Source organism: Nonomuraea jabiensis (genome assembly GCF_014204795.1).
Lineage (GTDB): Bacteria > Actinomycetota > Actinomycetes > Streptosporangiales > Streptosporangiaceae > Nonomuraea > Nonomuraea jabiensis.
In genome coordinates this window covers 5925281-5946391 of sequence record NZ_JACHMB010000001.1, presented here as the reverse complement: position 1 = coordinate 5946391, position 21111 = coordinate 5925281, and the positions used below count along the sequence as shown (strand labels likewise).

The following is a 21111-nucleotide window of genomic DNA, read 5'->3' as shown; positions in this document are numbered from 1 at the left end:
GGTAGGTAATGCATGAATGCCTGTCAACGCCCTCTCCACATGACATGGACCGACCCTGCGTCCGCCGCACCTGTTCGACGCGCTGGAGCTGGACGCCATCGGCCCGGAGCGAGCGCTCCGGGCCGGCGGCCTTTCAGGAGGCGGGCACCGTCTGGGGCCGCCATGAGAACACCGCGCGCGAGCGGGGCTCGACCGTGACGCGCAGCCACTGGGTCGCCGTGACGCCGTAGGTCTCCAGCCTCGTCAGGTTGGGGACGCCCGCGTAGCCGGTCTCCACCTCGTACACGTGCTCGTCACCGTGCACGAGCAGCACGGGCTTGCCGTATGCCTTGGCACGGTCGGTGATCCGGGCGCGGATCTCGGAGAACCCCGGAGTGTCGGTCGGCTCGGCCTGCATCAGGAGCAGCACGCCGGGCGCGTTCGTCTGCCGTGCGGTGTCGAAAGCGGTGTCGATCCAGTCCAGGGCCGCCGCCTTGCGCGCGGTGAACTCGGCCAGTCGCAGGTCGGGACGGTCACCGCCCGGCAGTTGGGACCACGGCGCCAGGTCGTTCTCGCTGCCGACCACGTGCACGGTCGCGAACACGACGCCCTGGCGGCGGAACAGCACGTTCTCCTTGTAGGCGCCGTGCCGGCTGTCGGACGCCTGGGTCCGCACGCCCATCGGGTTGCGGCCGAGCGTGTGACCGGCCTTCGGGTAGAAGAACGTGCGGACCGCCTCGAGCCGCTCTGTGGGCACGTAGCCCCCCGCGGCGGTGCGGTGGCAGTCGGTCCACTCGTTGTCGCCGGGGGTCAGCACGAACGGGTCGTCGAAGGTGCCGAACAGCTTGGCCAGGTCGGCGAAGCGCGCGTCGTCACAGGTGGACCCGCCGTCCTTGACGTCACCGGCGTGCAGGACGAAGCGGACGTCCGGGTCGGCGTTCACCGCGTCGACCAGCGCGGGGAACGCCGCTCGCTGGTCGGCGCCGTACGGAGTGTCGCCCAGCAGGGCGAAGCTGAGAGACGGGCCGCGGCTCTCCTGGGCATCGGCCGAGGCGGGAGTGACGGTGCCGGCGACCAGGGCCGCCATCAGCGCGGCGACAGCAGCGGAAGATTTACGCATGGGCCGATTCTCCGCACAGCCCGACAACTCGGACATTACGCCAAGTCGACAAGTCGCCAACGGCTCGCTGACATGGACGTGGCCGAGGTCATCCCGGCCATCCTGACGACCTGTCCCGGCCTCGGGGGCTGTTCAACGCCTGGTGGGCCGCCTGGCTGATCGGCACCTGGGTGGTCGCCGTGCTGGCGATCGGCGTCATCCGCAAGATCACCGAGGACCGGGCCCGGGCCGGACCGTCCATGGCTTGACGATGCCCCGCCTACTGGAAGCGTGTGCTGATGCCGGAGTCTCCTTGGGTGCCCACGGCCGCAACACCCTCAACTGGCTGGTGCTGCAGCACGATCCGAGACGAGCGGCCCATCTCCTCCTCTTTGACCACCCACGGGTTCGAGTCCCCTGCTGATTCGGGTGCGCAGGGAGCGCAGGGCCTGCCTGAGTTCGGCCGGTTCGAGGTCTGTGATGTCGGCGTCGAAAGTGAGGAGCAGTCCTGCCAGTCCTGGCCATGACCATGCGCCGAGTGTGAGTCGGCACGTGGTTTCGGTGTCGTACTCGACTGTTGATCCGCCGGGGGCGAACCGGGCGACGGTGGAGGCGGGCAGGGCGAGGATGGCTGAGCCGCGGCATTGCCATTCGGCGGCGGCGTCTCCGCGGTCGTGTGCGGCCATGACGAAGGCGACGGGATCGCCATGCGGGATGTCACGTCGCTCGAAGGGGGTGTGTGTGGGCATGTGCGGTGTGAAGCGATCCACGCGCATCGCGCGCCATCGATTCGCGTTCGGGTCGAAGGCGACCAGGTACCAGCGCGCGGCCCAGACCACGAGGTCGTGCGGCTCCAGCGTGAGCGTGGCGGGTTCGCCGTCACCGGTGTAGTCCACCCGAACGAGGTGCTGCCGGTTGATCGCGCTGCCAACGGCGCGGACGATCTCGGCGTCGATCGGTGGCGCGGGGAACTCCCAGTAGTTGCGAGCTGAGGAGACGGTGAACGCTTCGGCGTGCAGGCGGCTGCGCGCGGGCATCGCCTGGTGCAGCGTGGCGAGAGCACGGGCCGCGTTCTCGCGGATGCCGGAAAGGACCGTCGGCACGGTCTGGAGCGCGACGGCCGTGGCGACGGCCTGGTCCTCATCGAAGACGACCGGCGGCAAGCGGGTGGCGCGACCGAGCCGATATCCGCCACCCGCGCCGCGGACGGCCTCGATCTCGTACCCGAGGTCCCGGAGTGTATCGATGTCGCGGCGCACGGTTCTCACCGACGCTCCGAGCCGGGTGGCGAGTTCCGCGGCGGTCAGGGTCGCACCGAGCCCGAAGATCGACAGCAGTTTGAGCGTCCGCGCGGAAGTAGCAGCCATGATTCTCCGATCCTCTCACCGAAAGCGGTCACTCCATGGCAACTATGCCGACGATGGTGGCCGGCATGACCGATTCACCAAGCCCCCGAGAGGGCACCCGCGCCACTGGGGCATCTCCGACACTCAGCGCCGGCGCCGGCACGACCATGGCGCTGCTGGTGGTGCTCTTCGGCTCCTTCATGGACCTTCTCGACGCGACGATCGTCACTGTCGCGGCCCCGGCGATAGCCCAGGATCTGGGTGCCGGCGCCGCTCAGATCCAGTGGACGATCGCCGCCTACACCCTCGCCCTGGGCGCGGGCCTGATCACCGGCGGACGGCTCGGAGATCAGTACGGCCGCAAGCGGCTGTTCCTGATCGGGCTGGCCGGGTTCGTACTCACCTCGGCTCTGTGCGCGCTGGCCGTCGATCCGGGGATGCTCATCGGCATGCGGGCCGGGCAGGGACTGACCGCCGGGATCATGGTCCCGCAGGTGTTCGGGATCATCCGGGCCTCCTTCGCTCCGGGCGAGCGGGCCAAGGCGTTCGGCGCCTACGGAGCCGTCCAGGGCCTCGCCTCGGTCGCCGGCCCGCTGCTGGGCGGGCTGCTCGTCGACATCAACCTGTTCGACCTGGGCTGGCGCACGATCTTCTGGATCAACGTGCCCGTCTCGATCCTGGCGCTCATCATCGGCGGGAAGGTCCTGCCGGAGTCCCGCTCCGCCTCGATCGCGCGACTGGACCTCCCAGGCGCGCTCCTCGCGGCCACGGGCATCCTTCTCCTGCTGCTGCCCATCATCCAGACCGAGACATGGGGATGGACCTGGGCCGGCTACGCCCTCCTCACAGCCGGAACCATCGTGCTCGCGATCTTCCTCGCCTACGAGCGCCGTCTCACCGGACGCGGAAACGAACCTGTCTTCGACCCAGCCCTGCTGAAAATCCGCGCCTTCGCAGTCGGCCTGAGCGCTTCGGCGCTCTTCTTCGGCGGCATCGGGTCGTACTTCCTCACCCTCTCGATCTACCTCCAGAACGGAACCGGCCGAACCGCATGGGAGACCGGCCTGGTGATCCTCCCGTACGCGCTCGGCTCGATCATCACCTCCGGCCTCGGCGTCGCTCTCGCCGCCAAGGCGGGCAGAACGCTCCTGATCGCCGGCTCTCTCACCATCGCGGCATCTCAGCTTGTCCTGTGGGCCATCGTCAAGGACGGCGACGATCCCGGATACTGGCTCCTCGCCCTCGCCCTCTTCATCGGTGGCCTCGGGCTCGGTCTCGCCGCACCCATTCTCGTCAACGTCGTCCTCTCAGGCGTCCCCGGACGCAACGCAGGCGCCGCGGGCGGGGTGCTCTCCACCGTCAACCAGATCGGCGGCGCCGCCGGCATCGCCGTGCTCGGCACGATCTTCTTCACCTCCGTCACCGGTTCAGCCACCGGAGCACCGGTGCTGCCCGGCTACAGTCACGCGCTCAGCATCGTCCTGATCGCCTCCGCCGCGCTCTACCTGATCACGGCCCTCGTGATGCTCGCACTCCCGAAAGCCGCAGTCGAGCACGCCGAGTAGAGAACCCATGCCACGCGCGGACACCACGGCCCGGCTGAGGCGAACCGGTGCGGCGGTATCCACCAGGACACCGGGGTTGGCCAGCTGTGTGGAAACCTTCCGTGTGCTGTCGCCGCGCGGTTTCCGGCCTTGGGCGTTCCGTGGCGCCGGCCGACCGGCCGAGGCCGATCGAGTCCGGGTCAACCGCCGGCTGGGCGGCATCGTCGCCCCGGGTCTGGCCGGGGGCGTGCGCCGGCGGGCGCTGTCCGGCGGTACGGGCGAGCGCGCCCGCGGACGCGGGCGGAGGTGCTGGAGGCGGTCGATGACGAGCGGCGGCGGATCGAGCGGAACCTGCACGTCCGCTACCGCGGACAGGTCGCCTACGTCGACGGCGAACTTGCCGAGGGCGAGCGCACCCAACAGAGGGGCACAGCCGGTACCAATGAGTGAGCCGCCGTTGGCTCGGCCATGATTGCCATGACGCGTGACCAGCAGAGAGAAGCACACCTTGACAGACGCGACGTCCTTCCTGCTCGAACGCCTGCACGCGGCCGGCCTGACCGACGTTGTCGCGGTCGAGCCAGCCACTGGAGGCCTCGCCGCGACCGCGGGGCTCGCGCGCCGCGGTGACGGCACGTCGGTGTTCGTCAAGGCGTTCGGCGAGCCGCCATCGGACGACGCCTTCGCCGCGGAGGCCGAAGGGCTCACCGTGCTCCGCGAGGCGGGCAGCATCCCCACGCCCGAGATCATCCTCGCGGACCGCGACCTGCTCGTGCTGTCCGCGCTGCCGCCCCGGCCGGGCACCGAGGCCTTCTGGGAGCAGCTCGCGCATGCGCTCGCCCACCTGCACACCACCACGCGATACCCCCGATTCGGGTGGCACCGCGACAACTGGCTGGGCCGTCGTCGGCAGGTCAACACCTGGGATGACGACGGGTTCGAGTTCTTCGCCCAGCACCGTCTGCTGCGCTGGCTCGGCGAGCGTCGCGTCCAGGAAGCGCTCGACGCCGCGGACCGGGCGGCGCTGGAGCGGCTGTGCGACCGGCTGCCCGAGCTGCTGCCGGTCAGGCCCGCGTGCCTGACGCACGGCGACCTGTGGGCGCTGAACGTCATGGCCACCCCCGACGGGCGGCCCGCGCTGATCGACCCGGCCGTGTCGTACACGTGGGCCGAGGTCGACCTGGCCCACCTGTGGACGACGGCGCCGCCGCCCGAGGCGCACGTGTTCTTCGAGCTGTATGCCGAGCTGACCGGGCTCGACCGTGACTGGCGCGAACGCATGCCGATCCTCCAGCTGCGCCAGCACCTGGCCGTGATCGCCCAGTTCGACCCCGACTGGGGCGCCGCCGATCTCGTGCGCGCCACGCTCGCCCCGTTCCGGCAGCGGCCCTGAGATCACGCGCATCGGCCGGTCAGTGTGCTGCCTCCAAGACCAGATGGTCACCCGGCCCGGCCCACATCCGGGCACAGCCAGCCACCGTCGAGCACGACGACCTTCCGGACGGCGGCAGCGAGGCGGGGATCGTAGAGTGGGTGAACCATCGCACAGCAGCCGATCTGGCGCTCTTTCCCGTGGCTGTGTGGTGCGCACGCTCCCTAGGGCATTCCGGGAGAGACGGGCTCCGCGGTATCGCGCCGCGCCACGAACACCAACTCCCTGCCCGGCCGGTCGGGTGCGTCGCGTACGTCCTCGACGACGAAGCCGTGCTCGTGCAGGTCCCCCTCGATCTCCGTACGTTCGCGGAAGCGAAGCGTCGATTCCGAGGTCAGTACCTCCCCGTCCGCAGCGAACACGTGCGTGCCCCGGAAGCTCACCAGCGGCAGGCTCACGTCCGTCAACTCGGCCCAGGTCTCGACGTGGCCGACGCCCGGGATGTCCGTCATGCGGTACGTGGTCTCGCGCGTCCACTCCGCCCACTCCTCCCACACGCGCTGCGCCGGATCGCGTGTCTCGAAGACAAGCCGCCCGCCCGGCCGCAGCGCCTCGTACGCGCCGCGCAGCGTCGTACGCCATGCCTGCGGATCGGCGATCGCCTGGGCGACGTTCCCGGTCATCGTCACCAGGTCGACCTGCATGGGCGGCAGGTCCCCCGCGTCGCCGTCGAGCCAGCGCACCCGCTCCGCGCCCGGCTTGCCGCGCGCGACGTCGACGGACGCCCGCGCGGGATCGATCCCGGTGACCGTAATCCCGCGCTCGGCCAGCAGCAGTGCGAACACGCCCGTACCGCACCCGATGTCCAGCACGGACCGCGCGCCGAACTCCTCCGCCATCGCGAGATACGCGTCGAGATCGCTGCGGTCCGGATCGAGTGGGTCGTAGATGGCGGCGAGGCGCGGATGCCCGAAATTTGCGTCAATCATGGCGGCGAACGTATGTGGGCCCGAGCCAGCGCGGCCACTGCTTTTCGGGTTACGGCGCCAAGCGGGCGCGGCGAAGTGCGCCGCTGATCCCGGCACCCGTATCGGGCACGGCCGTACCGAAGCGCACCACGACCAGGCCGCTTAGAAGCAGCCGGGGCCAGCGGGGCGCGACGATGCGGCCAACCCGTTCCCGCCCTACGACGTCACGGTACGACCGGCGGGCCGAGGGGGTAGGCGGGCACTGGGCGGTGCACCTCGATCGTCACCCACTGCCCGGCGCCCGAGCGGGCCGCCGAGAAGGGCTGGGCGTGGGCCTGCTGCCGCGCGTGCGGGCTGTCATGCGACCGGGACTGGGCAGCGGCCGAACGCACCCTCGCCCGTGGCCTGCTCGCCAGCACGCCACCCGCACCGACCGCGCCACCGGAACCCGCACCATCCAGCTGGTGGTGGAGGGCAGCGTGGCCCGCGCCCGCCGCTCCCGCAAGCCCACCCGGGCCGCCCGGGGCGCCCGCCGCACCCGCACCTCACAGGCCTCCAGCCGTGTGCCCGACCAGCGGACGGTGCCCGCCACGGCCACGCCCGCCCGATTTGCCAGAGGTGCTCAGGTAAATATAAAGAGTCGCAGACGCTTGATCCTCACGGACTCGAAGGAGCCAGCCCGATGATCTTCATTACCGCCAAGTTCCGCGTCCTGCCCGAGCACGCCGACCGCTGGCCGGAGATCGTCGCCGACTTCACCGAGGCGACCCGGGCCGAGCCGGGCTGCCTGTGGTTCGACTGGTCGCGCAGCGTCGAGGACCCGGTGGAGTACGTCCTGGTGGAGGCGTTCCGCGACGGCGACGCCGGGGCGGCGCACGTCCAGTCGGCCCACTTCAAGCAGGCCCAGCAGACGCTGCCGCCCCACCTCGCCGAGACGCCGCGCATCGTGAACGCCACCGTCCCGCAGAACGACTGGTCCCTGCTCGGCGAACTGGCCGTCCCGGACCACGACTAGCGGCCAGCGCGCAGCGGCCGACCCTCCGTATCCTCGGGGCTCGGGCGCGACGGCCGGCCCTCCGTAACCCCGGGCTCAGGCGCGGCGGCCGGCCCCCGACGTCCAAGGACTCGGGCGCGACAGCCTGCCCCCCGAAGTCCCGGAGCTCGGGCGCGACGGCCAGCCCCCCGAAGTCCCGGAGCCCGGGCGCGACGGCCGGCCTCCGAAGTCTCGGGGGCCGAGCGCGGCGGCCGCCCCCTTCCCCCCGAAGGGACCTTCGCCGGAGTACGGGTCCTACCGGGTGGTGCGGACGTTGCCGTAGGTGAACAGGGTGATCGGCCCGGGGCCCGTCACGGGCTGCTCGGCGGTGACGGCCAGGGCGATCGTGTTGGTGCCGTGCTCGTCCAGGAGACCGGCGGGGAGGACGAAGTCGCGCTGCGGGCCGATGTCGCCGCCGTACTGGCCGACGTTCCAGCCGTTCAGGAAGATCTGCACCCGGTACGCGGGTGACGGCTCGCCGCCGAAGCGGAGCCCGACCGGCGCGTCCTGGCCCTTGGGGAGGTCGAGGCGGAACGCGGTCCGGAGCCAGGTGACGCCGGGGGCCAGCTCAGCGCTGGCGGTTTTCCATGATTTATCGGGATAAGTCGGCAAATGCCAGCCCGTCCGCTCCCCGTACAGGCCGCCGTTGTTGAGCGGGCCGCGCAGCGGGTCCGTGCCCGGTGAGCCCTGGATGCGCCACGAGATCGGGGTGCCGCCGACGGAAGCGGCCACCAGGCCGCGCGGCTGCTTGAAGCGCAGGTCGTCGGCGATCCAGTCGTCGTTGTGGCCCATGTTGGCGACGAGGACGGAGATCACGTTGTCCGCGCCCGGCCTGAGCACGCCCGGCGGGACGTCGAAGTGGCCGGGGCCCGGATCGGGGTTGGGCGGGGTCGACGCGTCGCCGGAGTCCGCCTCCACGCCTCCGGCGGCCGAGCCGAGATAGCGGCCGTTCAGCCAGACGAGGTAGTTGCCGCGCAGGCCGGTGACGGCGTTCAGGTCGATCCTGGTCTCGGATCCGGCGGCGGTGAAGTGGCCCCGGTACCAGACGTTGCCGTAGTGGTAGCCGTAGTCGTCGGCGTACAGGACCGGCAGGGTCTTCGGCGGGTGCGGGCTGATGGTCGTGGTGTGGTCGGCGGCGGTCCAGCGGGAGTCGTCGAAGCCGGGCGCGGCCTCCGGGGCCTCGGCGCGGGAGCGCCAGGCGGTCAGCGCGGGCAGCCGGACCGGTTCGGGGGCTCGGGTGGCGCCCACGAGCGACCCGCTCGGGGTACGGGTGACGGGTACGTCCTCCGCGCCGATCCGCAGCCGCCTCACCGCGGGGCCCGCGAACACCTCGACCGGCCCGCCCGCGGTGTCCGCCGCCAGCCTCAGGGTCTCGCCGCTCACCGAGGCCGAGCGGACCAGCTCGGTGCCGCGTACGAGCACCGGCCCCGCCCCCGTCCCGGCCCGCCAGAACCCGGCCGCCGTCTCGTCCGTGCCGAGCAGGAGCAGCAGCGGCCGCCGCCCGCCACCCGTGACGAGCACCCGCGCAAGCCTGTCGTGCGTGTAGTCGAGGCGCAGGTCACTCCCGGTGAATTCGGCCCGCACGTCCCCTTCGAGCACCTTGACCGCCGGCCGCGAGCCGTAGCGCAGGATCGTGGCGCCGGGCGAGCCCGCGGTGCCGTACAGGACGGCGACGTCGCGCCCGCCGATGAGGGCGTGCGTCATGATCTCGGAGGTGGACAGGACCAGGCGCTGGCCGCCCAGGTCGTACCCGGCGACCAGGACGTGCGCGTCGCGCCCCCTGACCCGCACGGGCACCCGGTGGCGGCCGTCGGGGGCGGCCCAGTCGAGGGTGGCGTCGTCGGTGCCGGTGGCGGCCCGGTCGGCATGTTTCACCAGGACGAACTGGGTGCCGGTGTCGGGGTTCGCGCGGGCCGTGGTGGTGAGGGCGGGGTTGTCAGGCGCGGCCGGCGAGGTGATCGGCTCGGTCTTGGCCAGCGGCGCGACGGCCTCCAGGAAGTAGCCCTGGCGCTTGAACTCGTCGTACTTGGGCGTGAGCTGCCGGGCCTCGGTGATGGCGGCGCCGTAGTCGTAGGAGGTGTAGACGTCGTTGGGCTGGGCCAGCCAGCCCCAGTTCGTGCCGCCGTACCCCATGTAGTACGAGAACATCGTCGCCCCGGTCGTGACCAGGTTGTTCTTGTAGAAGTACTTCATGTAGGCCGGGCCGGTCAGCTCGCGGCACTTGTCGTACCCGGCGTTGCCCAGGTCGATCGCGCCCGCCTGGTACTCGGCGGCGAAGACGGGGATGTCGTCGCGCAGCCGCTCGGTCAGCCCCTCGCCCCAGGGTCCCCAGACGCCGGGGTCGGCGCACTCGAAGGACTGCGGGTAGTCGTCCACCCCCGGGATCTGCACGGCGCCGGGGCCGGTCGCCCACGTCGAGCTCCAGCTCCCGGCGTCGCAGCAGTCGTTGGTGGTGATCGGCACGTCGATGCCGTCCGCCCGCGCCTGGTCCTGGATGTCCTGCATGTACGCGGCGTCGGTGTTGACCTGGTACTCGTTCTCGGCGTTGTAGAGGATGACCGGGCCGCCGCGGGTGACCTGGTGCCGGGCGATGATCGGGTTGATCCGGTGCAGCCACTCGCGGTAGGCGGCCCGGTATCCGGGCGCGCTGCTGCGGGCCCGCCCCGGCACGGTCTTCACCCAGGCGGGCAGGCCGCCGCCGGTGCTCTCGGCGTTGATGTACGGCCCGGGGCGGGCGATCACGTACAGGCCGGCCTGCCGGGCGGTCCGCAGGAGGCGGTCCACGTCGCGCACGCCGGTGAAGTCGTACACGCCGGGCTTCGGCGAGTGGTACGCCCACGAGAAGTAGATCGAGACCGCGTTGAACCCGGCCGCCCTGAACTTCTCCAGCACGTCCCGCCACAGCTCGGGGCTCGGCAGCCGGAAGTAGTGGAACTCGGCCGACTGCAGGACGAGCCGCTCGCCGTCCACCTTCAGCGAGTACCGGTCGTACGTCACCTCGTGCGCGGCCGCGCCGACGCCCGCGGGCGCTCCCAGCAGGACGCAGAGCAGGACCAGGAACACCGCGAGCAAGCGCCTCATGGTCGCCTTCCAGGGTCGGCTGCGGACTGTCTTTAATTTGGCGACCATCCAAACAAAAGTCAACGGATGAGACCTGCGCGACGATCACCGCGCACGGCCTGTTACCGGAACGTTACGAGCGTCGCGAAACCCTTCGCGCGGCGTTCTCCCAGTTCATCGCCGTATTTGTGTTTTTTCCGGGTTATTGACGAAAAACACGCGAGGTCGGCACACTTCGCGTTATGTCACACCCCCGTGGCCCCTTGGCACAGCTGCGGCGCGGGCACGAAGAGCTCGTGCTCGGGCTGCTGCGCAAGCACGGCCCGCTCAGCCGGGGCGAGCTCGGCAAGCTCTGCCAGCTGTCCCGCACCACCCTGTACGACATCCTCGCCGGGCTGGTCGCCGGTGGCGCGGTCGTCACCACCGGCCCGCAGGACGCCCCGCGCGGGCGCGGCCGGCCGGCCGAGACGCTGACCCTCAACCCGGAGGCCGGCCAGGCCATCGGCATCGACTTCGCCCGCCGCGCGGTCCACGTCGCCGCCGTCAACCTGGCCCACGAGATCGTCGGCTCGGCCAGCGAGCCGCACGACGCCGACCTGTCCTGGGAGCGCCGGGTGGACCTGGCCGAACGGCTCGTCGGCTCCCTCAACGACGGCGGCCTGCGGCTGGGCGCGCTCAGCGCGATCGGCGCCGGCGTGGTCGGCCCGGTCGGCTGGCCGGAGCCCGAGGACGACCTGGAAGCGGACGAGCCCGCCCACCCCGTGCAGTCGCTGCTGCGCGAGCGGTTCGGCGCGCCGGTGCTGCTGGACAACAACACCAGGCTGGCCGCTCTGGGCGAGGCGATCTGGGGCGCCGCCGCCGGTGGCCGGGACGTGCTCTACCTGCGCCTGTCCCACGGTGTCGGCGGCGGCCTGGTGGTCGGCGGCGCGCTGCACCGCGGCGCGTACGGGCTGTCCGGCGAGTTCGGCCACATCACGGTTGACCCGGACGGCGCGCCCTGCGGCTGCGGCGGAACCGGCTGCCTGGAGACCGTGGCCTCGATAAGAGCCGTGCTGGACGCCTACCGCGCCGCGGGCGGGCGGGCCGACGACGTGCCCGAGCTGGTGAAGGCGATCAGGGCGGGCGACGGCACGGCCCTGACCCTCCTGAAGGGCGTCGGCGGCACGATCGGCGGCGTGCTCGCGGCCGTGTGCAACGCGATCGGCCCCTCCGTGATCGTGATCGGCGGCGAGCTGGCGGAGACCGGTCCCGCGCTGATCGAGCCGGTCGAGCGGGCGCTGCGCGCCCAGGTCATGCCGGTCTCCAGGCACCGCGTCAGCCTGCGCCGGGCCACGCTCGGCGAGGCCGCGGGCGCCCTCGGCGGCATCGCCCTGGTGCTGCACGAGTCCCCGCTGCTGTCCCGCTACCCCGCGGGCCCCGATCTCGCGCCCGACCTCCTCGAGGACACCAAGCAGAGGCACCCATGACTCAGCTCACCACGCTGGCCAAACCCCCGGCGGTGCGGCGCTCCCCCAGGCGTCCCCAGCGGGCCGTCGCGCTCAACCTGATCGCGGTCGCCGCCGGGCTGGCCGTCTGGACGCTGCTGGGCGTTCTGGGCGTGCAGGCCCTGCCGACCCCGCTCGAGGTCGCCGCCAAGGCAGGCGAGCTGATCGCCGACGGCACGCTCCTGGGCGACGCGCTGGCCAGCCTGCGCAGGGTGCTGCTGGGCTTCCTGCTCGGCACCCTGCTGGCCGTCCCGGTCGGCTTCCTCATGGGCTGGTACGCCACCGCCCGCGGCCTGCTCGAGCCCTACATCCAGTTCTTCCGGACCATCCCGCCCCTGGCGATCATCCCGCTGGCCATCGTGCTCCTCGGCATCGGCGAGGTGCCGAAGGTCTTCGTGATCTTCCTGGCGGCCTTCCTGTCCAGCGTCGTGGCGACCTTCCAGGGCGTGGTGGACGTGGACAGGACCCTGATCAACGCCGCCCGCGTGCTCGGCGCGTCCGACCGGACGATCTTCCTCAAGGTCGTGGTGCCGGCCTCCACGCCGTTCATCCTGGTCGGCATGCGGGTCGGGCTCGGCTCGGCCTGGGGCACGCTGGTCGCCGCGGAGCTGATCGCCGCCCAGGAGGGCCTGGGCTTCCGCATGCAGCAGGCCCAGCTCTACTACGACCTGTCCACGATCTTCGTGGGCCTGATCGCCATCGGCGTGCTCGGCCTGCTGATGGACCGGCTGCTGCTGCTGGCCGAGCGCCACCTCACCGACTGGCAGGAACGCCGATGAACAGCAAGATCTCGTTCCGGGACGTGGTCAAGACGTACCCGATGAAGGACACCACGTTCACCGCGCTCGACCGCGTGTCCCTGGACATTGCCGACCGCGAGTTCGTCACGGTCGTGGGCCCGTCGGGGTGCGGCAAGAGCACGCTGATGAGCATGGCGGCCGGGCTGGTCGAGCCCACGTCGGGCGAGGTGCTGGTGGACGGCGTGCCGGTGACCGGGCCGGGGCCCGAGCGCGGGGTGATCTTCCAGCAGTACGCGCTGTTCCCGTGGCTGACCGTGCGCAAGAACGTCGAGTTCGGGCTGAAGCTGGCCGAGCTGCCCGCCGACGAGCGCAGGCGGCGGGCCGAGCGGGCGATCGAGCTGGTCGGGCTGTCCGACTTCGCCGACGCGCTGCCCAAGACGCTGTCCGGCGGCATGAAGCAGCGCTGCGCGATCGCCCGCGCGTACGCGGTGAACCCGCAGGTCCTGCTCATGGACGAGCCGTTCGGCGCGCTCGACGCGCTCACCCGGGTGCAGCTGCAGGACCAGCTCCTCGACACCTGGAGCCAGGAGCAGCGCACGGTCATGTTCATCACCCACGACGTGGACGAGGCCGTCTACCTGGCCAGGCGCGTGATCGTCATGGCGGCCAGGCCCGGCCGCGTCCAGCAGGTCATCGACGTGGACCTGCCCTACCCGAGGACAGAGGAGATGCGGCTGTCGCCCGAGTTCGGGCGGATCCGCAACGAGGTCTGGCACTCCGTCTACCACCAGGCTCCCGCGGCCTGACCCTCTCCCGAAAGGAGCCACCCGCCATGCGTTCTCTTCGCCGCGCCCTGACGGCCGCCACGGCGGCGACCGTGCTGGCACTCTCCGTGACCGCCTGCTCCGGCGACGGCACCACGGTCCGCTTCGGCTACATCAGCGACTACAACGGCGCCAGCCTGCTCGCGATCGCGAACAAGCAGGGCCTGTGGAAGAAGCAGGGCCTCACTCCCGAGATCAAGGTCTTCACCAACGGGCCGCTGCAGATCCAGGCGCTCGGCGCCGGCGACCTCGACTTCGGCTACATCGGCCCGGGCGCCATGTGGCTGCCCGCCTCCGGCAAGGCCAAGGTCGTCGCGATCAACACGCTCGCCTACGCCGACCGCGTCATCGGCCGCCCCGGCATCTCCACCATGCAGGACCTCAAGGGCAAGAAGGTCGGCGTGCCCGAGGGCACCTCCGGCGACATGGTGCTCAACCTGGCGCTGAAGAAGGCCGGGATGACCGTCCAGGACATCCAGAAGGTGCCGATGGACCCGGCCACCATCGTGTCGGCGTTCTCGGCCGGGCAGATCGACGGCGCCGGCATCTGGTACCCGCTGATCGACACGATCAAGCAGAAGGTGCCGGGCGTGGTGGAGGTGGCCAGCACCAGGGAGTTCCCGGAGAACTCGTTCCCGACCGCGTTCGTCGGCGGCGCCAAGGTGGACCAGGAGCTCACCGGCAAGGTCATCAAGGTGCTGCAGGAGGCCAACGACTGGCGGGCCGCCCACCCCGACGAGGCGATCACCGAGGCCGCCACGCTGCTCAAGCTCGACCCGGCCAAGGTCAAGGCCGACGCGGCGAACGTCCAGACGATGACGACGGCCGACCTGGTCGCCAAGACCAAGGACGGCACGGTCGCCAAGTGGCTGAACAGCCTGGGCGACTTCTTCGTCGGCACCGGCCAGCTCAAGTCGCGGCCCGACCCGGCCACGTACTACACCGGCGACCTCTACGAGAAGGCGTTCAGCAAGTGAACCTGCTGTTCCTGATGACCGACCAGCACCGCGTCGACACCCTCGGCTGCTACGGCAACCCGCACGTGGCCACGCCCAACCTGGACAGGCTGGCCGCGACCGGCACGCGGTTCGACCGGTTCTACACGCCGACGGCCATCTGCACACCGGCGCGGGCCAGCCTGCTCACCGGGCAGGCGCCGTTCCGGCACCGGCTGCTGGCGAACTACGAGCGCAACGTCGGCTACCTGGAGGACCTGCGGGAGGACGCGTTCACCTTCCCCGGCGCGCTGAAGGAGCGCGGCTACCAGCTGGGGCTGATCGGCAAGTGGCACGGGGGCACCACGCGCAACGCCGCCTCCTACGGCTTCGACGGGCCCGACCTGCCCGGCTGGCACAACCCGGTCGATCATCCCGACTACCTGGCGTACCTGGAGGAGCGGGGGCTGCCGCCGTACCGGATCTCGGACCTGATCCGGGGCACCACGCCCAACGGCAACCAGGGCAACCTGCTGGCCGCCCGGCTGCACCAGCCGGAGGAGGCCACGTTCGAGCACTATCTGGCGACGCGGGCCATCGAGCACCTCGACAGGTACGCGGCCGACGGCCGCCCGTTCTTCCTGGCCGCGCACTTCTTCGGACCGCACCTGCCCTATCTGCTGCCGGACGAGTACTTCGACATGTACGACCCGGCGCTGGTCGAGCTGCCGCCCTCGATCGCGGAGACGTTCGAGGGCAAACCGCCGGTGCAGCGCAACTACAGCGAGCACTGGACGTTCGACACGATCCCGATCGAGGTCACGCGGAAGCTGATCGCGGTCTACTGGGGGTACGTGACGCTGATCGACCGGCAGCTCGGGCGGATCCTCGACCGCCTCGACGAGCTGGGCCTGTCGGGCGAGACCTCGGTCTTCTTCACCGCCGACCACGGCGAGTTCACCGGCGCGCACCGGCTGCACGACAAGGGCCCGGCCATGTACGAGGACATCTACCGCATCCCCGGCATCGTCCGCATCCCCGGCGAGGAACCGCAGGTCAGGACCGAGTTCGTGACGCTCACCGACTGCACCGCGACGATCCTGGAGCTGGCGGGCTGCGACACCGGGCCGGCGGTGGACAGCCGCAGCCTGGTGCCGCTGGTCCGGGGCGAGCGGCCGGAGTGGCCGGGCGAGCTGCTCGCCGAGTTCCACGGCCATCACTTCCCCTACCCGCAGCGGATGCTCCGCGACGACCGCTACAAGCTCGTCGTCAACCCGGAGTCGGTCAACGAGCTGTACGACCTGCACGCCGACCCATACGAGCTCGGCAACCGCTACACCCACCCCGAGCTGGCCCCGGTCCGCCGCCGCCTGATGCGCAGGCTGTACGACCTGCTGCGCGAGCGCGGCGACAACTTCTACCACTGGATGACCCCGATGTACGACATCGGCCCCTCCGACTACGACCCCACGCTGAGCGCTTTCGAGAAAGAGGGCACCACCCGATGAAGATCCTCTTAGGCGTCGCCGCCCTGCTGTCCGGGCTGTTCACCAACCCGGTCTCGGCCGGCGTGGTCGACTCCCTGCCCGACCCGACGGTGATCCACGCCAGGGACGGGCTCTGGTACGCCTACGGCACCCAGAACCCGGTGTTCAACAGCAAGGGCGAGGCCGGCGAGCGGATGCTGCCGATCCTGCGCTCCAAGGACCTCGTGAGCTGGGAGTACGCCGGCGAGGTCTTCACCCCTCAGACCAAGCCCGCCTGGCACGGCGGCGCCCGGCTCTGGGCCCCCGACATCCGGTACGTCGGCGGCCAGTACTACCTCTACTACTCGCTGGCCTCCGGCGACGTCGGCCTGGCCACCGCGCCGGGCCCGACGGGGCCGTGGACCGACCGGGGCGACGTGCTCCCGGCCGCCGCCCAGGACGCCTGCCCGACGTTCAACATCGACCAGGCCCAGTTCACGGACGTGGACGGCAGCCACTACCTGTACTGGGGCAGCTACGACACCATCTGCGCCGCGCGGATGAACGCCGACGCCACCCGCGTCGAGGGCCCGGTGACGCAGGTGGCCAGGGGTCGCCGGATGGAGGGCGGGTACGTGGTCCGCCGCGGCGGCTTCTACTACCTGTTCTACTCCGACGCCGGCTGCTGCGACGGCTCCTACAGCGGCTACCAGGTCAAGGCCGGCCGCGCGACCAGCCCGCTCGGCCCGTTCACGGACGACGAGGGCGTGGACCTGATGGAGCTGACCACCAAGGGCGCCATCGTCGTCGGCGCGAACGGCAACCGCTGGGCCGGGCCCGGCCACAGCGGCTTCGTCACGGACCTGTCCGGCCAGGACTGGCTGGTCTACCACGCCATCTCGACGGCCGACCCGGACTTCCCGCCGATCACCAACGGGCCGTCGGGGCTGACCAAGCGCCCGCTGCTGATCGACCGGCTGGACTGGATCGACGGCTGGCCCGTGGTCCGCGCGGGGGCCGGTCCGTCGGAGGGCGCCCAGCCCGCGCCGGTCACCTCGTACGACGCCGGGGGCACCTTCGGCGAGGGCTCCCTGAACGGCTGGCAGGCCGGCCCCGGCTGGCAGGCCAGGACCGGCCAGGACGCCCACGGGTACGCGGGCCACACGGGCGCCCTGTCCTACGTGGTCTCGGCGAGGAAGGCGCCGGCCGCCGACGTGCGGGCGCAGGCGGACCTGCGGGTGTCCGCGGGCGCGGCCGGGCTCACGCTCGCCCACGTCAACCGGAACAACCACGTGGTGGCCTGGCTCGACAGGGACCGCAACGCCCTGGTCACCGACGTGGTGATCGGCGGCACGAGCCGCGGCGCGCAGGTGACCGCGCTGCCCGCCGGATTCGACCTCGGCACCTGGCACACCGTGGTCGCCGAGTTGCGCGGCACCCGGCTGACCGTCCAGGTGAGCGGCGACAAGCTCGGCGACCCGGTCGCGGAGCAGACGCGCACCCTGCCGCGGGCCGCCGCCCGCCCCGGCTCGGTCGGCGCGGTGGCGCGCGGCGCGGCCGACGCCGACAACGTCGGCGCCGCCACGCTGTACACGCCCGTCACGCGGCGGGTGCCCGAGCCGACGCCCGGGGCACTGCTGCCGGGCTTCAGCGACGAGTTCGACGGCACGGCGATCGACGCGAAGTGGCAGTGGGTGCGCGGCCCGGCCGCCGGGGCGGCCGTCTCCGGCGGCGTGCTGTCCTGGCCCACCCAGAACGCCGAGCTGCACCGGGGCACCAACACGGCGTCGGTGCTGCTGCGGGAGGCGCCGCAGGGCGACTACACCGTGGAGGCGAAGCTGGACTTCGCGCCGACGGAGGGCAACCAGCAGGCCGGGCTCGTGCTGTACGAGAACGACGACCGGTACTTCAAGATGGCCCACTCGGTGCTGCCGCTGGCACGCGGCAACGGCGCGGTGCTGCAGGTCAGCGAGTTCCTCAAGGAGGGCGAGCGGCCGACGACCACCCCGCCGACCGCCGTGTTCAACGGGCCGATGTTCGGGGGGCCGGCGGCCGGGACGATGTGGTTGCGGATGTCGTACCACTTCGACGCGGCCAACGGCGAGAACGAGGTGCGGGCGGCGACCAGCCGGGACGGCCGGCGCTGGGTGCGCAACGGCGTGTGGACCCTTCCGGCGAAGGGGCCGCTCAGGATCGGGCTGATCTCGATGAACCGGTCGGGAGCCCTCGCGAAATTCGACTACGTCCGCACCTACCGCGACTGACCCCGGGCCGCCGCCCTCCTCCTCCCGAGGAGGGCGGCGGCGGGGCTCACACCGGGCGGCGCATGGCCTCCAGGCCCCTGACCACGGTGGTCGTCAGGGTGCCGACCTCGGCGATGCCGATCGTCACCGCGTCGCCGTCCTGCAGCGTGAACGGCAGGTCGGGCACCAGGCTGGTGCCGGTGGCCAGCACGGCGCCGTCGGGGAAGGAGTCGGCGCGGAACAGGTAGCCCGCCAGCTCGTCGAGGCGCCGGTGCAGGCCCGACGTGGACGCCTTGCCGTCCCACACCGTCTCGCCGCCCCTGGCGATCGTGAGCGTGATGTCCAGCGCGTACGGGTCGGACACCTCCCACACCGGCCTGATCGCCGGGCCGACCGCGCACGCGCCCAGGTAGATCTTGGCCTGCGGCAGGTACAGCGGGTTGACGCCCTCGATGGTGCGCGAGCTCACGTCGTCGACGACCGTGTAGCCGGCGATCTCCCCGGCCGTGTTCAGCACCAGGCCGAGCTCCGGCTCCGGCACGTCGATCTCGGAGTCCGACCGCACCGCGATGCGCCCGCCGTCACCTGAGACCTTCCAGGCCACCGACTTGAAGAACAGCTCCGGGCGCTCGGCGTCGTAGACCAGCTCGTACACGTCGGCGGCGCGCTCGCTCTCCAGCACCCGCGCCTCGCGCGAGCGCCGGTACGTCACGCCGGCCGCCCAGACCTCCATCAGCCCGTCCACCGGCGCGAGCCGCCGCACGGACGCGGACGGGTGGCCCGGCCCGTCCACCCCCGCCAGCCGCTCGCGCAGCCCCTCGACCGGGAGCCGCAGCAGCTCGGCCACGGTCGTGACGCCGGCCAGCTCCACCACCTGCTCGCCGTCGTCGACGCCGACCGCGGGAGCGTCGGTCAAAGGGCTGACGAACCGTACGATGTGCATGCCTGCTCCTCATTCTCATCAGACGAGTCTGATGAGAGTCTTCCCTACCCGGCCGGGCAGGCTTCTGGCGGGTCAGATCACCTCGAAGTCGGCCATCATCGCCATGTCCTCGTGCTCCAGGTTGTGGCAGTGGAGCATGTACCGGCCGCGGTGGCCGTCGAAGCGGGCCAGCACGTCCACCACCTCGTACGGGCGCACGTCCACGGTGTCCTTCCACCCCGCGTCCGAGGCGGCGGGGGCCCGGCCGTTCCTGGCCAGCACCAGGAAATGGGCCAGGTGGACGTGTACGGGGTGGTGGAAGTCGCTGGACAGGCGCCAGACCTCGGCGGTGCCCAGCCGGGGGCGGGCCAGCGGGACGCCGGGCCGGTAGGGGCGGCCGTTGATCGTCCAGACCCCCTCCGACGATCTGCGGAAGTCGAACCCGCGGGTGGTCACGGGCGCCACGCGCCCGGGCGGGCGGGACAGCACGGCCGGTACGGCGGTGTCGTCGGCGGCCCGGCGGGCGACGACGAAGCGCATGACGTTGCGGGCGGGGCCGCCGGCGAGGGTGTTGACGAGGGTGACCGCGCTGCCCACGGGGTAGGCGGAGAAGTCCACCACCACGTCGTACCGCTCGCCCGGCGAGATCGGGAGCTCGTCGTGCGTGACGGGCGCGGCCAGCAGGCCGGAGTCGCTCCCGATCTGCGTGAACCGGCCGCCGGGGGCGAGCCGGAGCCGGTAGCGGCGGGCGTTCGAGGCGTTCAGCAGCCGCAGCCGGTAGCGGGTGGCCGTCACCTCGGCCACCGGCCAGGGCGCCCCGTTGACGAGGATCACGTCGCCCTCGACGCCCTCCATGTAGTCGCCCCCGACCGGGATCATGTGACCTCGGTGACCGGCGTGACCGGCGCCGGGCGGGCTCGGGTACCGGAAGGAGCCGTCCTCGTCGAACGCCCGGTCGCAGATCATCAACGGCAGCTCCCGCTCGTCTCTCGGCAGCGGCAGCGCGTCCTCCTCCTCGTCGCGCACCAGCGCCATCCCGGCCAGCCCCCGCCACACCTGCGGCCCGGTGAAGTCCATCCGGTGGTCGTGGTACCACAGCGTGGCGGCCCGCTGCTCCAGCGGGTAGTCGTAGTCCTTCGCGCCGCCTCCGGGTGCCACGAGGTCGGTGGGGTAGCCGTCGGAGCCGGGCGGAGTGACGCCGCCGTGCAGGTGGGTGGAGGTGGGCACGCTCAGCTCGTTGCGCACGGCGACCGTGACGCGGCTGCCGCGCCGCAGGTCGAACGTGGGCCCGGGGAACGTCCCGCCGTAGCCCAGGACCTCGGTGGTGGTGCCGGGGATGATCTCGATCCGGGCGGCCCGCTGCGTCACCTCGTAGCGGCCGGGGCGTACCGGGCGGGCGACCTCGGGGATCGGGAGCGGCACGGTGAACGGCCGGGGCAGGGTGAGCCGGCTGCGCAGCAGCTCTCCCGAGATCTCGGCGCACCCGGCGGCGGCCAGCGCGGCCCCGCCCAGCACCCCGAGGAACCCTCGCCTGGTCAGGGCGCTCATGCGGCGCTCGGGCGGTCGGCGCCGGCTGAGACGTCCGCGCCGGCTCCGCGGCGGCGGAACGCCCGCCAGGTCCAGACGGTGAAGACGGCGGACAGCCCGAAGATCGCCATGCCGATCGGGAAGTGCAGCCCCAGCACCCGCCACTGCCCCAGCGCCACCTGCGCCGTCTCCAGCGCCACGAGCCCCAGGCTGGCCAGAGCGGGCCGGCCCGGCCCCCGCCCCGGCCGCCACAGCAGGACGGCCGCCACCAGCTGCAGGTAGAGCAGGGCGTGCGTGAACCCGGCGTTGTTCTGGTGCCAGGCCAGCAGGTCGACGTCGCCGGTGGCGAAGAACCCGGCCAGCGCGGCCTGCCCGAGCACTCCGGCCAGGTGCGCGGTGGCGAGCACCCGCAGCGACCAGACGATCCAGCCGGGTGGAGGGGAGGGTGTTGCGGTCATGCACGGAATGCTCCAGGCAGGCCCCCTGGAGCCGCGTCCCACGGGGGAGGGCTTCCCGGCATACGCCCCGTGGAGTACGCCGCCCGTCCGGGGCCGCGGACGTACGACCGT

18 protein-coding genes are annotated in these 21111 nt (G+C 71.8%); 10 read left to right on the top strand and 8 right to left on the bottom strand.

What is annotated here, in order from left to right; genetic code table 11:
• Positions 1-133: 133 nt before the first annotated feature.
• Positions 134-1099 carry a metallophosphoesterase family protein gene (locus tag HD596_RS27450; protein ID WP_185072191.1) on the bottom strand — a complete coding sequence of 322 codons (966 nt, stop codon included), beginning with the start codon at positions 1097-1099 and terminating at the stop codon, positions 134-136.
• 317 nt (positions 1100-1416) lie between these two features.
• Positions 1417-2445, bottom strand: coding sequence for a helix-turn-helix transcriptional regulator (locus tag HD596_RS27445; protein WP_185072190.1), 1029 nt, complete (start codon positions 2443-2445; stop codon positions 1417-1419).
• Positions 2446-2510: 65 nt separating this feature from the next.
• Here HD596_RS27445 and HD596_RS27440 point away from each other — a divergent pair, with 65 nt between their 5' ends.
• From HD596_RS27440 to HD596_RS27430, 3 genes are all read left to right on the top strand, one after another.
• Positions 2511-3989: an MFS transporter gene (locus tag HD596_RS27440; RefSeq protein ID WP_185072189.1), complete on the top strand. Its 1479-nt coding sequence runs from the start codon at positions 2511-2513 to the stop codon at positions 3987-3989.
• A gap of 285 nt (positions 3990-4274) precedes the next feature.
• Positions 4275-4418: a hypothetical protein gene (locus tag HD596_RS27435; protein WP_185072188.1), complete on the top strand. Its 144-nt coding sequence runs from the start codon at positions 4275-4277 to the stop codon at positions 4416-4418.
• A gap of 58 nt (positions 4419-4476) precedes the next feature.
• Positions 4477-5361 carry a fructosamine kinase family protein gene (locus HD596_RS27430; RefSeq protein WP_185072187.1) on the top strand — a complete coding sequence of 295 codons (885 nt, stop codon included), beginning with the start codon at positions 4477-4479 and terminating at the stop codon, positions 5359-5361.
• Positions 5362-5564: 203 nt separating this feature from the next.
• Here the strand turns inward: HD596_RS27430 and HD596_RS27425 are convergent, their stop codons facing one another.
• Together HD596_RS27425 and HD596_RS27420 are read right to left on the bottom strand one after the other, a co-directional pair.
• Positions 5565-6329: a class I SAM-dependent methyltransferase gene (locus tag HD596_RS27425; protein ID WP_185072186.1), complete on the bottom strand. Its 765-nt coding sequence runs from the start codon at positions 6327-6329 to the stop codon at positions 5565-5567.
• A 203-nt stretch (positions 6330-6532) separates the two neighbouring features.
• Positions 6533-6700: a hypothetical protein gene (locus tag HD596_RS27420; protein ID WP_185072185.1), complete on the bottom strand. Its 168-nt coding sequence runs from the start codon at positions 6698-6700 to the stop codon at positions 6533-6535.
• 290 nt (positions 6701-6990) lie between these two features.
• Here HD596_RS27420 and HD596_RS27415 point away from each other — a divergent pair, with 290 nt between their 5' ends.
• On the top strand, positions 6991-7323 hold the full coding sequence (locus HD596_RS27415) for a putative quinol monooxygenase (protein WP_185072184.1): 333 nt from the start codon (positions 6991-6993) through the stop codon (positions 7321-7323).
• A gap of 273 nt (positions 7324-7596) precedes the next feature.
• On the opposite strand, the gene HD596_RS27410 is transcribed toward HD596_RS27415, so the two are convergent.
• On the bottom strand, positions 7597-10422 hold the full coding sequence (locus HD596_RS27410; RefSeq protein WP_185072183.1) for a beta-galactosidase: 2826 nt from the start codon (positions 10420-10422) through the stop codon (positions 7597-7599).
• Between the two features lie 221 nt (positions 10423-10643).
• Between HD596_RS27410 and HD596_RS27405 the strand changes: the two genes are divergently transcribed.
• From HD596_RS27405 to HD596_RS27380, 6 genes are read left to right on the top strand one after another with little or no spacing between them, the layout of a single operon-like run.
• Entirely contained in the window at positions 10644-11867 is a 1224-nt protein-coding gene (locus HD596_RS27405; protein WP_185072182.1) for an ROK family transcriptional regulator, read from the top strand.
• Complete coding sequence (locus tag HD596_RS27400; protein WP_185072181.1) at positions 11864-12664, top strand: ABC transporter permease; 801 nt, start codon at positions 11864-11866, stop codon at positions 12662-12664. The genes HD596_RS27405 and HD596_RS27400 overlap by 4 nt, the downstream gene beginning before the upstream one ends.
• On the top strand, positions 12661-13431 hold the full coding sequence (locus HD596_RS27395) for an ABC transporter ATP-binding protein (protein WP_185072180.1): 771 nt from the start codon (positions 12661-12663) through the stop codon (positions 13429-13431). Before HD596_RS27400 ends, HD596_RS27395 begins: the two co-directional genes overlap by 4 nt.
• Before the next feature lie 26 nt (positions 13432-13457).
• Positions 13458-14426 carry an aliphatic sulfonate ABC transporter substrate-binding protein gene (locus HD596_RS27390; protein WP_185072179.1) on the top strand — a complete coding sequence of 323 codons (969 nt, stop codon included), beginning with the start codon at positions 13458-13460 and terminating at the stop codon, positions 14424-14426.
• On the top strand, positions 14423-15892 hold the full coding sequence (locus tag HD596_RS27385; RefSeq protein WP_185072178.1) for a sulfatase family protein: 1470 nt from the start codon (positions 14423-14425) through the stop codon (positions 15890-15892). Before HD596_RS27390 ends, HD596_RS27385 begins: the two co-directional genes overlap by 4 nt.
• The gene (locus HD596_RS27380) at positions 15889-18114 is read left to right on the top strand and encodes a family 43 glycosylhydrolase (RefSeq protein WP_185072177.1); all 2226 of its coding nucleotides are present in this window, start codon (positions 15889-15891) and stop codon (positions 18112-18114) included. Before HD596_RS27385 ends, HD596_RS27380 begins: the two co-directional genes overlap by 4 nt.
• Before the next feature lie 46 nt (positions 18115-18160).
• Here the strand turns inward: HD596_RS27380 and HD596_RS27375 are convergent, their stop codons facing one another.
• The 3 genes from HD596_RS27375 to HD596_RS27365 all read right to left on the bottom strand — a co-directional run bounded on the left by HD596_RS27375 (position 18161) and on the right by HD596_RS27365 (position 21000).
• Positions 18161-19036: a fumarylacetoacetate hydrolase family protein gene (locus tag HD596_RS27375; RefSeq protein WP_185072176.1), complete on the bottom strand. Its 876-nt coding sequence runs from the start codon at positions 19034-19036 to the stop codon at positions 18161-18163.
• 72 nt (positions 19037-19108) lie between these two features.
• The gene (locus HD596_RS27370) at positions 19109-20563 is read right to left on the bottom strand and encodes a multicopper oxidase family protein (RefSeq protein ID WP_185072175.1); all 1455 of its coding nucleotides are present in this window, start codon (positions 20561-20563) and stop codon (positions 19109-19111) included.
• Complete coding sequence (locus HD596_RS27365) at positions 20560-21000, bottom strand: hypothetical protein (RefSeq protein WP_185072174.1); 441 nt, start codon at positions 20998-21000, stop codon at positions 20560-20562. The genes HD596_RS27370 and HD596_RS27365 overlap by 4 nt, the downstream gene beginning before the upstream one ends.
• Between the last annotated feature and the right edge of the window lie 111 nt (positions 21001-21111).

Bases quoted from the DNA above. Each gene is read 5' to 3' on its own strand.
- HD596_RS27405 (WP_185072182.1), top strand. From the start codon at position 10,644: ATGTCACACCCCCGTGGCCCCTTGGCACAGCTGCGGCGCGGGCACGAA.
- HD596_RS27415 (WP_185072184.1), top strand. From the start codon at position 6,991: ATGATCTTCATTACCGCCAAGTTCCGCGTCCTGCCCGAGCACGCCGAC.
- HD596_RS27370 (WP_185072175.1), bottom strand. From the start codon at position 20,563: ATGAGCGCCCTGACCAGGCGAGGGTTCCTCGGGGTGCTGGGCGGGGCC.
- HD596_RS27395 (WP_185072180.1), top strand. From the start codon at position 12,661: ATGAACAGCAAGATCTCGTTCCGGGACGTGGTCAAGACGTACCCGATG.
- HD596_RS27410 (WP_185072183.1), bottom strand. From the start codon at position 10,422: ATGAGGCGCTTGCTCGCGGTGTTCCTGGTCCTGCTCTGCGTCCTGCTG.
- HD596_RS27440 (WP_185072189.1), top strand. From the start codon at position 2,511: ATGACCGATTCACCAAGCCCCCGAGAGGGCACCCGCGCCACTGGGGCA.
- HD596_RS27400 (WP_185072181.1), top strand. From the start codon at position 11,864: ATGACTCAGCTCACCACGCTGGCCAAACCCCCGGCGGTGCGGCGCTCC.
- HD596_RS27365 (WP_185072174.1), bottom strand. From the start codon at position 21,000: ATGACCGCAACACCCTCCCCTCCACCCGGCTGGATCGTCTGGTCGCTG.
- HD596_RS27375 (WP_185072176.1), bottom strand. From the start codon at position 19,036: ATGCACATCGTACGGTTCGTCAGCCCTTTGACCGACGCTCCCGCGGTC.
- HD596_RS27445 (WP_185072190.1), bottom strand. From the start codon at position 2,445: ATGGCTGCTACTTCCGCGCGGACGCTCAAACTGCTGTCGATCTTCGGG.
- HD596_RS27425 (WP_185072186.1), bottom strand. From the start codon at position 6,329: ATGATTGACGCAAATTTCGGGCATCCGCGCCTCGCCGCCATCTACGAC.
- HD596_RS27450 (WP_185072191.1), bottom strand. From the start codon at position 1,099: ATGCGTAAATCTTCCGCTGCTGTCGCCGCGCTGATGGCGGCCCTGGTC.
- HD596_RS27380 (WP_185072177.1), top strand. From the start codon at position 15,889: ATGAAGATCCTCTTAGGCGTCGCCGCCCTGCTGTCCGGGCTGTTCACC.
- HD596_RS27390 (WP_185072179.1), top strand. From the start codon at position 13,458: ATGCGTTCTCTTCGCCGCGCCCTGACGGCCGCCACGGCGGCGACCGTG.